Origin of the sequence: Sphingomonas sp. ATCC 31555 (assembly GCF_000282895.1) — a bacterium.
GTDB lineage: Bacteria > Pseudomonadota > Alphaproteobacteria > Sphingomonadales > Sphingomonadaceae > Sphingomonas.
Genome location: NZ_ALBQ01000004.1, coordinates 17,284 through 29,809, shown reverse-complemented (window position 1 = coordinate 29,809; position 12,526 = coordinate 17,284). Strand labels below are relative to the sequence as shown.

Genomic DNA, 12,526 nt, shown 5'->3' with positions numbered 1-12,526 from the left:
ATCGTTGCACAAGCCTAATAACCCGTTTCTCCGCGCGCGCGTTGCCCGGCGGCGGCTTCTGCGGCCGCCAGCAAGCTGAGACCGGTTTCCTCGGCGGCTTCGGGGGTCATTGCCACGGCCACGCCCGCAGGCCCGTCGAGCATCACCAGGCCGAATTCCGCGGACGCCACCCCGCCGCTCGTTTCGGGCGCAAGCGGCGATTCGCTGGGCATGTCCGTTTCTTTCTGCCTGTTCTTATCGGCGACCTTAACGCGCGGGGCGGGCGAAATATCCGTTGTCGATCAGCCTTGTAGCCATTGCGAAAGGATGCGGGGGTATAGACGGTGTTCTTCCTGCAGCACGCGCTGCGAGAGGGTGTCGGCGGTGTCACCGGCAAGGATCGCCACGCGCGCCTGGCCCAGAACCTCACCGCCATCCAATTCTTCGGTCACCAGATGCACGGAGGCGCCGGCTTCGGTATCGCCGGCAGCGATCGCGCGGGCATGGGTATCCAGTCCCTTGTATTTCGGCAGCAGCGACGGGTGAATGTTCACGATTCGCCCGCGCCAGCGGGCCACGAACGCATCTGATAGCAGCCGCATATAGCCGGCAAGCGCAATCGCCTCCACGTCCGCATCGCGCAGCGCCGCGTCGATGCTGGCTTCATACTCGGCCTTCGGCATGCCCTTGGGCGACTGGGCGAAGGTCCGGACGCCGCGCTCGGCGGCCCAGGCAAGCCCGGCGGCTTCCGGCTTGTCGCTGGCGACAAGTGCTACCGTATAGGGGCAATCCGGCGCCGCGGCGGCCTCCACCAGCGAAGCCATGTTCGATCCGCGACCCGAGATCAGGATGCCGACTCGCTTCTTAGGGCTTGAGGCGCCGGTAGACGCCTCAGCCATGGTGCGTGGCGCTCCACGGTTCGCGCGCGCTCCAGGTTTCGTCGCCGCCAACCACGGTGCACCCGCACTCGCCGGCTTCGATCGTGCCGATCGTGAACACCGTCTCGCCCGCAGTGGTAAGTGCTGCCGTTACCGCCTCGGCCTGATCCGCCGGGACTACGGCGACCATGCCAATGCCGCAGTTGAAGGTGCGCGCCATCTCTTCCGGCTCGATTGCGCCCTGTGCCTGTAGGAACGCCATGAGGCGCGGCTGTGGCCATGCATCGGCATCGATGCGCGCGTGGGTGCCTGCGGGGAGCACGCGAGGAACGTTTTCCAGTAGGCCGCCGCCGGTGATGTGGGCAAGTCCATGGATGCTGCCCTTGCGTAACTCCGGCAGCAGGCTGGCGACATAAATACGAGTCGGTGCCATCAGCGCGTCGATCAGCAGGCGCTCCTGATCGAACAAAGCAGGTCGATCGAGCTTCCACCCCTTGTCTGCCGCGAGTCGCCGCACCAGCGAGAAGCCGTTCGAGTGCACGCCATTTGAGGCGAGACCGAGCAGCACGTCGCCGGGCGCAATCTTCTTGCCGTCGAGCAACTGATCGCGCTCGACCGCGCCGACGCAGAAGCCGGCGAGATCATAATCTCCATCGGCGTACATGCCCGGCATCTCCGCCGTTTCGCCGCCGATCAGCGCGCAACCGGCCTGGCGGCATCCTTCGGCGATTCCTGCGATCACTCGCTCTGCCACCGCGTTGTCGAGCTTGCCGCTCGCATAATAATCGAGGAAAAACAGAGGCTCGGCGCCCTGCACGATCAGATCGTTGGCGCACATCGCCACAAGATCGATGCCGACGCCGTCGTGCCGGTCATGCTCGATCGCCAGCTTGAGCTTGGTGCCGACGCCATCGTTCGCGGCGACTAGTAGCGGATCGGTAAAGCCGGCCGCCTTTAGATCGAAGATGCCGCCGACCCCGCCGAGATCGGCATCGGCGCCGGAGCGCCGAGTGGAACGCGCCAGCGGCCCGATCGCGCGCACCAGCGCGTTGCCTGCCGCAATCGAAACGCCCGCCTGGGCATAGGTATAAGGGCCATCGCCCGCCTTGGTCTCGCTCATGGGCGTCGGCACTAGCCACAACGCGCTTGGATTTCCACGCCCGCTTCGCCAAAAGAGCGCGCAGATGCAGTTCCGACGTCCCAAAACCGCTTTCGTCGCCCTTGCGGCGCTCGGCATGGCCGCTACCGGGGCCATGGTCGCGCGGGGGCAGGGCGAAGCGCCGACGGCTGCTGCTGCGGCTTCCGGCAGCTTCGAGGTGAGCGGCGTCACCGTCGACGTATCAGGTAAGACGGCGGATCTCGCGCGGCAGGGGGGCTGGCGGATCGCCCAGCGCAAAGGCTGGGAACGGCTGGCGAAGCAGTTGACCGGCAAGACCAGCCCGCTGTCCGATTCGGCCCTCGATTCGATCGTGACCGGCATCGTGGTGGAGCGCGAGCAGATCGGGCCGAACCGCTATATCGCCAGCCTGGGTATCCTGTTCGACAGGTCCAAAGCAGGCTCGATTTTAGGGGTTTCGATCGCCGTTACCCATTCGGCGCCCATGTTGCTGGTGCCGCTGCAGTTTTCGGGCGGTTCGGGACAGGTTTTCGAGCGCGAGACCGCATGGGCGCGCGCATGGAACCGATTGCGTGCTGCTAGCAGCACCATCGACTATGTGCGCCTGCGCGGCACGGGCGCGGACCGGTTGCTGGTGAACAGCGGCCAGACGCTGCGGCGCGGGCGCAACTGGTGGCGCACGATCCTCGACCAATATGGCGCGAACGATGTCCTGGTCGCCGAGGTGCAGCTGCGGCGCGAATATCCCGGCGGGCCGATTATCGGCGTATTCGCGGCCAGCCACGGGCCGGACCGGGTGCCGGTGACAAGCTTTGCGCTGCGCATCGACAATGGTGACGCGATCGATGCGCTGCTCGATACTGCGGTGAGGCGCATCGACAAGGCGTATCAGACGGCGCTGGCCGAGGGCCGGTTGCACACCGATGCCGTGCTCGCTGCACGTCCGCCGGTGGCGCAGATCGCGCCGCCCGAACTCACCGAGGCGGCGCCCGAACCCACCCCGACGGCGACGCCCACGGCCGACGCCGCCGGAGGCGCCACGCTGTCGATTCAGGTCGACACGCCCAACGCTGCCGCAGTGACGGCATCTGAATCGGCCATTCGGAGCGTGCCGGGCGTGCGCAGCGCAACGACCGCGAGCCTAGCGCTCGGCGGCATCTCGGTGATGCGCATCGCCTTCGACGGATCGCAGGCAAGCCTTCGCGCCGCGTTGGAGGCGCGCGGCTGGAGCGTGCAGGAGGGGCCAGGGGTGCTGCGGATCCGGCGGGCCGGAGGCGGAAGCTCCGCACCGGCCGCGACACCGTCGCCGCGCGCTTCGGCGACGCCGCGGGAACCATGAGCCAGCTGCGCCTGCCGCTTGGCTTGCCCGAGGCGAGCGAAACTGATTTCCTGGTCAGCGAATCGAACGCCCGCGCGGTCCACCAGCTTGAACATTGGGGCACATGGCCGGTCATGGCGGCGCTGCTCACAGGCCCGCGCAAGTCGGGCCGTAGCCTGCTGGCGCGGATCTTCGCGGCGAAGACGGGTGCTGCGATCATCGACGATGCGGAGCGGGCGGTGGAGGCGGAGATCTTTCATGCCTGGAATCGAGCACAGGTCGAGCATCGCCCGCTGTTGATCGTCGCCGATGCGCCACCGCCACGGTGGGAGGTGGCACTGCCCGACCTGCGCTCGCGCCTTGCCGCGTCGCCGCTGCTGGAGATCGGCCCGCCCGACGATGCGCTGATGCCGCAGCTGGTGGAGCGCGCCTTCACCCGGCACCTGCTGCACGCGGCGCCCGTGGTGATCGCCTGGATCGCAAAGCGGATCGAACGCAGCCATGTCGCCATTCTGCGCGTGGCCGATGTGCTGGAGACCGAAACCGATGGTCGTTTGTCGATCCCAGTGGTGAAGGCTACATTGGGGGCTGCAAGCCTTTTGACGCATTTCGACGATAGCGAGAGCGAATGAACAGCCCAGCAACCGCTTCGATCGCCGCCCCGGAGGCACCGCCGCGCAGTCCGGCCGAACAGGCCGCCCGCTATTTCAACCGGGAGCTTTCCTGGCTCGCGTTCAACCGGCGGGTGATGGAAGAGGCGTGCAATCCCGCCCATCCGCTGCTGGAGCGGCTGCGCTTCCTGTCCATCTCCGGGAATAACTTCGACGAGTTCTTCATGGTCCGCGTTGCCGGCCTGATGGGTCAGCAGCTTCAGCTCATCGATACCCGTTCGGTCGACGGGCTGACGCCTGCGCAGCAGCTGGAAGCAATCTCCGCCGAAGCGGCGCGGCTGGCTGACGAGCAGCAAGCGGTGTGGGTAGATATCCGCGCCGAGCTCGCCATCGCCAATATTTTCGTGCTGGAAGCCGATGCGATCGAGGGCGAGGTCGAGCAATGGCTTGAGGCGCATTTCCGCGAACAGATCTTCCCCATCCTGACGCCGCAAGCGCTGGATCCGGCGCATCCCTTTCCGTTCATCCCCAACCAGGGATCGAGCGTGATCTTCAATCTTGTTCGCAAGAGCGATAGACAACCTGTTCGTGAGCTTGTGCTTTTGCCGTCTGCCATCCGCCGGTTCGTGCGCCTTCCAGGCACGCCTGCGCGGTATGTGGCGATCGAGACGCTGATCAAGCATTTCTCCTGGCTGCTCTTCCCCGGCTATACCGTGGTGAGTGCCGCCACGTTCCGCGTGCTGCGCGACAGCGACATCGAGATCGAGGAAGAAGCCGAGGACTTGGTGATGACCTTCCGGTCCGCGATCAAACGCCGCCGCCGCGGCCGCGTGATCCGCCTGGAGATGGAGGAGGGGATCGCCCCGGAGCTGGAAGCCATTCTGAAGGAAGAGCTGGGCGGCAGTGATGCGCTGCTGACGGAGACCGGCGGCTTTTTGGGAGTGGGCGACCTTTCACTGCTGGTCGACGAGGACCGCCCGGACCTGAAGTTCACGCCCTTCTCTGCGCGAATTCCCGAACGAATCCGAGAATATGGCGGCGATTGCTTTGCTGCGATCCGAGCAAAGGACATCATCGTCCACCATCCCTATGAGAGCTTCGACGTTGTCATTTCTTTCTTGCAGCAGGCAGCGGCGGATCCGGATGTCGTTGCGATCAAGCAGACGCTGTACCGCGCCGGCAAGCAGCCCGCTGTTATCAACGCGCTGATCGCCGCTGCCGAGGCGGGCAAATCAGTCACCGCGGTGGTGGAGCTGAAAGCGCGGTTCGACGAAGAGCAGAACCTCTATTGGGCAACCGCGCTGGAGCGGGCCGGCGTGCAAGTGGTATATGGCTTCATCGACTGGAAAACGCATGCCAAGGTTTCGATGGTGGTGCGGCGCGAAGGCAATGGCTATCGCACCTACTGCCATTTCGGCACGGGCAATTACCACCCGATTACCGCGCGCATCTATACCGATCTCAGCTTCTTCACCGCCGATCCGCGGGTAGGGCGCGATGCTGCGCAGATCTTCAACTACGTCACCGGCTATGTCGAGCCGCAGCATCTAGAGCTGATCGGCATTTCGCCGCGCGATTTGCGCAACCGGCTGGGCCAGCTGATCGAAGAGGAAACCGCCCATGCCCGCGCGGGGCGGCCGGGCACGGTGTGGGCGAAGATGAATTCGCTGGTCGACCCTGCGATCATCGAGAAGCTGTACGAAGCAAGCTGCGCCGGCGTGAAGGTGGAACTGGTTGTGCGCGGCATCTGCTGCCTGCGGCCGGGCGTGGCGGGCATGAGCGAGAACATCCGCGTAAAGTCAATCGTCGGTCGGTTCCTGGAGCACAGCCGCATCTGGGCGTTCGGCAATGGCCAGGCGCTGCCGAACGACGGCGCCAAGGTGTATATCTCCTCCGCCGACTGGATGCCGCGCAACTTCGACCGCCGAGTCGAGTTCATGTTGCCGATCCTCAATAAGACCGTGCACGATCAGGTGCTGGATCAGGTGATGGTGGCGAACCTGCTCGATACCGAACAAAGCTGGCTGTTGGACGCGGACGGCCATTATGCGCGGGTTGCACCGGGCGAGGATGGCGAATTCAACTTGCATCGCTATTTCATGACCAATCCGTCGCTGTCCGGCCGCGGCGCTGCCGTCGAGGCGCGCAAGCCGGTGCCGAAGCTCTCGCCGCGCAAGCGTCGTCTCGCCGCGAAAGGCGGTTGAGCCGGGTGGCGACCTTGTTGTTCGGCAAGCCGCGGGCGGCGGCAGAGGGCACACGCCCGCGCACCGCGATCATCGATATCGGTTCCAACTCGGTGCGCCTGGTGGTCTATGAAGGCGCAGCGCGGCTGCCGGCGATCCTGTTCAACGAGAAGGTCATGGCCGGGCTAGGCCGCGGCCTGGCCGAAACGGGTGCGATCGCGCCTGCCGCGCTGGCCAGCGCCCGCGCCGCACTCGCCCGGTTCGCGCTGCTCGCTGGCGAGATGCAGGTGGGCGAGCTTCGCACGGTGGCGACCGCTGCGGTGCGCGATGCCCGCAATGGCGGCGAGCTGATGGCGGCAGCCGAGGCGATGGGGCTCGAGGTAGAGCTGCTCTCCGGGCAGGAAGAAGCGACTGCATCCGGGCTGGGGGTTCTGTCTGCCATTCCCGACGCGGACGGTATCGTCGGCGATCTCGGCGGCGGCAGCCTGGAGCTGGTGCGGGTGGTGGCCGGCACCGTAACCGATCGCGTTTCCTTCCCGCTGGGGGTGCTGCGGCTGGGGGCGATCCGGGCGCAGGGGCGCGCCGCCTTCGATCGTGAGGTGGCGCGAATGATCGACGCGGCGGGCTGGAAGGGACGCTGCAAGGGGCTGCCCTTCTATCTCGTCGGCGGTTCTTGGCGTTCGCTGGCGAAGCTGGACATGCATCTGACCGCCTATCCGCTGCCGATCGTCCACAATTACCCCCTGGCGATCGATCGGATCGCCGAACTAGGCCGCCGGGTAGAAGGCGCCACCAAGGCGGACCTGAAGACCGTGCCGGACCTGTCTAGCGCCCGCATCCCCACGCTTGCCGATGCGGCCGCGGTGCTGCTCGCCATAGTGAGACAACTGGGCAGTTCGGGCACGATCGTCTCCGCTTATGGTTTGCGCGAAGGCCTGCTGTTCCAGCGCCTGTCGCCCGAGGAGCGCCGGATGGATCCGCTGATCGTCGCGGCGCGCGAGGAAGGCGAGCGGCTGGGCCGCTTCCCCGAGCATGGTGACCTGCTCGATGCCTGGATCGCGCCGCTGTTCCAGGACAGCCGCGATTGGGCGCGGCTGCGCCATGCCGCCTGCCTGCTCGCCGATGTTGGCTGGCGGGCAAACCCGGAATTTCGGGCGGAACGCGGCATGGAAATCGCGCTGCACGGCAATTGGGTTGGAATCGATGCGGCCGGCCGAGCGATGGTGGCACAGGCGCTCTACACGTCGCTGGGCGGTGCCACCGATAGGCCGCAGCCCCTCGAACGTCTTGCATCGCCCGATGCGTTGCTGGAAGCGACAAAATGGGGCCTTGCGATGCGACTGGGCCAGCGGCTGAGCGGCGGCGTCGCTGCTCCGCTCAAGCGTTCGCGGCTGCGGGTAGAGCATGGGAGCGTGATCCTCAGCCTTGCCGATGGCGACGAAGCGCTGTGGGGCGAAGCGGTGGAGAAGCGCCACCGCGCGCTGGCGGGGGCTATGGGACTGCAGCCGGTGGTGGAAGCTTGACGCGGCTCAGTCGACCCGTTCGCGGTGCCCGGCATCAAAGCCGGCCTGCATCAGTGCTGCGATCCGCGCAGCCACCGCTTCCGGCGGCTTGACGCTGGCAGGATCTTCACCGGGAAAGGCGCGCGCCCGCATCTTGGTGCGGGTGGCGCCGGGATCGAGGATCGCCGTGCGGATTGCGCTGATCGGTCCCACTTCCTCGCCATAGCTGAGCAGCAGATTCTCGAACGCAGCCTTTGATGCGCCATAGACGCCCCAATAGGCGCGCGGCGCCTGCGCCACGCTGGAGGTGATCCCGATCACCCGCGCCGAAGGCGCCCGGCGCAGCAACGGATCGAAAGCGGCGAGCAGCGCGGCCTGCGCGGTGACGTTCAGCGTCAACACCTTCGCGAATTCCGGGAAGTCGATGGCGTTGATCGCGCCAAGCGTCCCCAGCATGCCGGCGTTCAGCACCAGCATGTCGAGCGCCGACCAGCGTTCCGCAACCGCTTCGGCAAGCCGGGCGATCGCCTGATGTACGGTCAGGTCGAGCGGCGCGATGGTGGCGCTGCCGCCGGCCGCGAAAATCGCGTCCTCAACTTCCTCCAGCCCGCCGGCCGTGCGCGCGGTAAGCACCACATGCGCTCCCGCTTCGGCGAGCGCCAGCGCCGTGGCGGCGCCGATGCCGCGGCTGGCGCCGGTGACGAGCGCAGTCTTTCCCGATAGCGGACGGTCGCGCATGCGGTCTCCTGGAATGCGAAGAGGGAGGACGGTTCAGCCGACCTTTTCGGCAAGCAGCGCCAGTTGATCGGGCGGCGGCGCAAGCTCGTCCTGATCGGTCAGCATCGTCGGATAATCGCCGGTGAAACAGGCGTCGCAATATTTCGGATGGATGTCCGCGCGCTTCGCTTCGCCCAGCGCCTTGTACAGGCCGTCGATTGAGACGAAGGCAAGGCTGTCTGCATGAATGAAATCGGTCATGCCGCCGACATCCATCTTCGCCGCGAGCAGCTTGGCGCGTTCCGGCGTGTCGACACCGTAGAAGCAGCTGTGCCGGGTGGGCGGCGAGGCGATGCGCATATGGACTTCCGCCGCGCCGGCTTCGTGCATCATCTGCACGATCTTCAGGCTCGTGGTGCCGCGCACGATCGAATCGTCGATCAGCACGATGCGCTTGCCGGCAATCAGATCGCGATTGGCGTTGTGCTTCAGCTTCACGCCGAGATGGCGGACCTTGTCGCCCGGCTGGATGAAGGTGCGGCCGACATAGTGCGAACGGATGATGCCCAGCTCGAACGGGATGCCCGATTGCTGGGCATAGCCGATCGCCGCCGGAACGCCCGAATCGGGCACCGGCACGACGAGGTCGGCCTCGACCGGCGATTCGATCGCCAACTGCGCGCCGATCGCCTTGCGCACCGAATAGACCGAGCGGTTGTCGCTGATCGAATCGGGGCGTGAGAAGTAGACATATTCGAAGATGCACGGGCGGGCCGCCTGCGGCGCGAACGGCTTGTGGCTGGAGATATTGCCATTGCCCTTCACGATCACCAGCTCGCCAGGTTCGACGTCGCGGACATAATCGGCGCCGACCACGTCGAGGGCAACCGTTTCGGAAGCGAAGATCACTGCATCGCCCAACCGGCCCATCACCAGCGGACGAATGCCCAGCGGATCGCGGCAGGCGACCATGCCTTCCGGCGTCATCACGATCAGCGAATAGGCGCCTTCCACTTGCTTGAGCGCGTCGATGAACCGATCGATCAGCGTACGATATTGAGAGGTGGCGACGAGATGGAGAATCACCTCGGTATCCGAAGTCGACTGGAAGATCGCGCCGCGGCGGACGAGATCGCGCCGCAGCCGCATCGCATTCGAGATATTGCCGTTATGCGCAACGGCGAAGCCGCCGCTGGCCAGCTCGGCATAGAGCGGCTGGACGTTGCGGATCGCCGAGCCGCCGGTGGTGGCATAGCGGACATGGCCACAGGCCACGAGGCCGGGCAGCGAGCGAATCACATCGTCGCGATCGAAATTGCCGGCGACATGGCCCATCGCCCGGTGGGAATGGAATTGCTGCCCATCCCAGCTGGTGATGCCCGCAGCTTCCTGGCCGCGGTGCTGGAGCGCGTGCAGCCCCAACGCGACCATCGCGGCGGCGCCTTCGCTGTTGGAAACGCCGAAAATGCCACACTCTTCGTGCAGCTTGTCGTCATCAAACGGGTGTGTGGTAAGCATTGGCCCTCGGGGGGAACGGCAACGGTTGGCCGCCATATAGGGCCTTCCTCCCGGTTTGTCTCCGGTCTGTAACAGGGAAAAGGATCGTTTACGCATTTCAGCGGTTAACGGCCGCAAAAGAAAGGTGTTCGCCGCGGCGCGCCTGGGTTCGCGGCATCAGTGGAAACCGCGCGCCACGGAAGGTGCGTCAGATCGGTACGCCGGCTTCGGCCGAAGCGGCAGCGGGCGCCGCGATTGCTGCAGCATCCCCCAGCGCACGGGTGAACAGCCTGTGCGCCTGGCGCTGTTCAATGAAGCGACCGGCGATATATAGCAGCACGAAGATGCCGGCAAAACTGTATCCTGAGATCTTCAGGCTCGGCACACCCAGGGCTACCGCTAGGAAGGGCAGAGGCGCGATGAAGCACCAAAGGAGCGGCTTGCTGCTCATCGCATAGTGGAGTGCGGGTGCGCTTCCGCCGGAAAGGGTCAGCCTGCCGGTCTCGAACGAAGCCAGCTTGTCCTGCGAATCGGGATTTTCCTTGTGAAAGATAAGTGCGCCGTCGACGATCTCGGTCGTCGTGCCCCGTTCCTGGAACAGGCCTTCCAGCCGACCGAAAAGCTCGGCGCTTGATCGCGGAGACGCAAGCGGGATGCTTCCGCGGACACGCCAGATCCAGTCGATGATGCGCATAGCCAAGCCTTTTTCAGAAGAGCGACGGAGGCGGTCCTATTCGGCGGGTACGGCGGCTGCCGTCCGCGAAAGCCGCCATTTCTTCACCTGATCGACCATCGGGTAGAAGGGGTAGAGCATCTGGTCCTTGATGGGCAGGCGACGGCAATCATCGAGCCCGACCCGTTCCGACTGCGAGTCGACGCAGGTGCCGAAGATGCGGTCGATAAAGATGAAGGTGTTGGCGTAGTTGGTGCGGCTGCTGTCGTAATCCGGCGAATGGTGCAGGCTGTGATGCTCGACCGTGTTGAACAGATAGGACCACCAACGCGGCGTGTTGAAACGGATGTTCGCGTGGGTATAGGCGCCCACCGCCATGCCGATGCCGCCGGCGAGCAGCGCGGCGCGCGGCAGGAAATCGAAGAACCCCCCAAAGCTAAGCCCGATCAGGAACAGTTCGATCGGGTTGCCAACGGAGCCCTTCAGCGCGTTGAGCTGCGTAATATGGTGGTGCGGCGCATGGGTCAGCCACAGCGGATACCAGTTGTGCATGCCGCGATGCATCCAATACTGGCCGAAATCGAAGATTAGCAGGATAGCGAGCGCCTGGAACAGGATCGGGATCTGGGCGGCCCAGGCGGTCTTAATGTGGAAATAGCCTTTGATGGCGTCGATAATCGCGTCATCGCCAAAGTTCTTTCCGACATATTTCACCAGCGTATAGCTGATCGCGACATAGAAGACGTCGCTGGCCAGCTCCTTCCAGGTGAGCCGCCAGCTGGCGTGCCGCTCGCTGATGCGCTCCATGCCCAGCAGGCACAGCTTGAAGACGATGCCGATGCCTACTGCGGTGGCCGGCTTGGCAATCGAATCCGGCGCGAAGGTCCAGAACAGGATCATTGCCACCAGCATGGCCGGCTGGAAATGGGTGAAGACGAAGCGCTTGATCGGCCCGCCTTGCACGCCGGTCGCCTCGTTCAGGTTCGAAACGTTCAGGTTCGAAACAGCTGCATCCATGACTGCGCCCGGTCCTCTTAGTGACTCCGATGAAACCAAGATGACCGAAAGCAGCGCGACATGCCGTAAGTCGTTTGACGTAGCAGGCGATTCAACGGCTTGTCCGGCCTGCTTGCCTGGCCCAGCATGCCGCGTATGCACCGATTTCGCCGATCGCTTTTGCTCACGCTGGCCACCTTTGCTCTGCTCGGGGCGGAGGACCCGAAGCCGCTTGCCTTCAAGCCCTGGATCAACGGCACGCAGGCGCGCGAACCCGAAACGCAGGTGCAGGCGATCGACGGCGACACCTTCGTGATCCGCCAATCGGTGCAGACCAATTTTGAAGCGCCTTTCCTATACCTGCTCTTCGGCCGCGAGCGGGTGCTGCTCCTCGATAGCGGCGCTGGCGGGCTGCAGATCCGGCCGACGATCGACCGGCTGATCGCGGACTGGCGCGCCAGGCACGGCGAGCGACCGATCCGGCTGATTGTGGCGCACTCGCACAGCCATGGCGACCATCATGCCGGCGACGACGAGTTCCGCGCGCGGCCGGATACCGATGTGGTGGGATTGAAACCCACTGAAGTCGCTGCGTTCTTCGGCTTCACCGATTGGCCACAGAGCGTGGCGCGGTTTGACCTCGGGGGCCGGACGTTAGACGTGCTGGCGACGCCTGGCCACCAGCCGGCGCACATCATGGTCTATGATGCGCGGACTCGGCTGCTGTTCTCGGGGGACATGCTTTATCCGGGACGGCTCTACGTGCCGCTCAACCATTTCGACGATTTCCGGGGGAGTGCCGAGCGGCTGGCGGCGTTTGCTAGGACGCACCGGATCCGTGCGCTGCTCGGCGCGCATATCGAAATGACGACCACCCCGGCCAAGGATTATGCGATGGAGGCTCCGGTGCATGCCGACGAACATCCGCTCCCGTTGGCGCCTTCCGCGATCGAGGAACTGCGCGCCGCCGTAGCCAAGGCCGGGCCTGTGCCGGTGGTGGACCGGCACGCGGACTTCATCGTCTATCCGGTGCCGGCCCGCCCGAACGACTGAGC

12 protein-coding genes are annotated in these 12,526 nt (G+C 65.2%); 5 read left to right on the top strand and 7 right to left on the bottom strand.

Annotated features, from left to right (window positions below):
- Nucleotides 1-14 precede the first annotated feature (14 nt).
- The 3 genes from B215_RS0101715 to purM all read right to left on the bottom strand — a co-directional run bounded on the left by B215_RS0101715 (nt 15) and on the right by purM (nt 1,977).
- Nucleotides 15-212, bottom strand: a complete 198-nt coding sequence (locus tag B215_RS0101715; protein WP_019367897.1) for a hypothetical protein — start codon at nt 210-212, stop codon at nt 15-17.
- 69 nt (nt 213-281) lie between these two features.
- A complete protein-coding gene (gene purN / locus B215_RS0101710) occupies nt 282-878 on the bottom strand; it encodes a phosphoribosylglycinamide formyltransferase (protein ID WP_037512775.1) in 597 nt (198 codons plus the stop codon).
- Nucleotides 871-1,977, bottom strand: a complete 1,107-nt coding sequence (gene purM / locus B215_RS0101705) for a phosphoribosylformylglycinamidine cyclo-ligase (protein WP_019367895.1) — start codon at nt 1,975-1,977, stop codon at nt 871-873. The genes purN and purM overlap by 8 nt, the downstream gene beginning before the upstream one ends.
- A 64-nt stretch (nt 1,978-2,041) precedes the next feature.
- On the opposite strand from purM, the gene B215_RS0101700 reads away from it, so the two are divergent.
- The 4 genes from B215_RS0101700 to B215_RS0101685 are packed head-to-tail and all read left to right on the top strand — an operon-like array spanning nt 2,042 to nt 7,609.
- Nucleotides 2,042-3,313, top strand: a complete 1,272-nt coding sequence (locus tag B215_RS0101700) for a hypothetical protein (RefSeq protein ID WP_037512807.1) — start codon at nt 2,042-2,044, stop codon at nt 3,311-3,313.
- A complete protein-coding gene (locus B215_RS0101695) occupies nt 3,310-3,924 on the top strand; it encodes a DnaA ATPase domain-containing protein (protein ID WP_019367893.1) in 615 nt (204 codons plus the stop codon). Before B215_RS0101700 ends, B215_RS0101695 begins: the two co-directional genes overlap by 4 nt.
- Nucleotides 3,921-6,107, top strand: a complete 2,187-nt coding sequence (locus B215_RS0101690) for an RNA degradosome polyphosphate kinase (RefSeq protein WP_019367892.1) — start codon at nt 3,921-3,923, stop codon at nt 6,105-6,107. Before B215_RS0101695 ends, B215_RS0101690 begins: the two co-directional genes overlap by 4 nt.
- Before the next feature lie 5 nt (nt 6,108-6,112).
- On the top strand, nt 6,113-7,609 hold the full coding sequence (locus tag B215_RS0101685; protein ID WP_019367891.1) for a Ppx/GppA phosphatase family protein: 1,497 nt from the start codon (nt 6,113-6,115) through the stop codon (nt 7,607-7,609).
- A gap of 6 nt (nt 7,610-7,615) precedes the next feature.
- Here B215_RS0101685 and B215_RS0101680 read toward each other — a convergent pair whose 3' ends face one another.
- The 4 genes from B215_RS0101680 to B215_RS0101665 form a co-directional block, all read right to left on the bottom strand.
- Nucleotides 7,616-8,326 carry an SDR family NAD(P)-dependent oxidoreductase gene (locus tag B215_RS0101680; RefSeq protein WP_019367890.1) on the bottom strand — a complete coding sequence of 237 codons (711 nt, stop codon included), beginning with the start codon at nt 8,324-8,326 and terminating at the stop codon, nt 7,616-7,618.
- A gap of 33 nt (nt 8,327-8,359) precedes the next feature.
- Nucleotides 8,360-9,823 (bottom strand): amidophosphoribosyltransferase, encoded by a 1,464-nt coding sequence (gene purF, locus B215_RS0101675; RefSeq protein WP_019367889.1) that lies wholly within the window; start codon nt 9,821-9,823, stop codon nt 8,360-8,362.
- Nucleotides 9,824-10,010: 187 nt separating this feature from the next.
- Complete coding sequence (locus B215_RS20520; RefSeq protein WP_019367888.1) at nt 10,011-10,496, bottom strand: hypothetical protein; 486 nt, start codon at nt 10,494-10,496, stop codon at nt 10,011-10,013.
- A gap of 36 nt (nt 10,497-10,532) precedes the next feature.
- Entirely contained in the window at nt 10,533-11,492 is a 960-nt protein-coding gene (locus B215_RS0101665; protein ID WP_019367887.1) for a sterol desaturase family protein, read from the bottom strand.
- Between the two features lie 126 nt (nt 11,493-11,618).
- On the opposite strand from B215_RS0101665, the gene B215_RS0101660 reads away from it, so the two are divergent.
- Nucleotides 11,619-12,524 (top strand): MBL fold metallo-hydrolase, encoded by a 906-nt coding sequence (locus B215_RS0101660; protein WP_019367886.1) that lies wholly within the window; start codon nt 11,619-11,621, stop codon nt 12,522-12,524.
- The last annotated feature ends 2 nt before the right edge of the window (nt 12,525-12,526 follow it).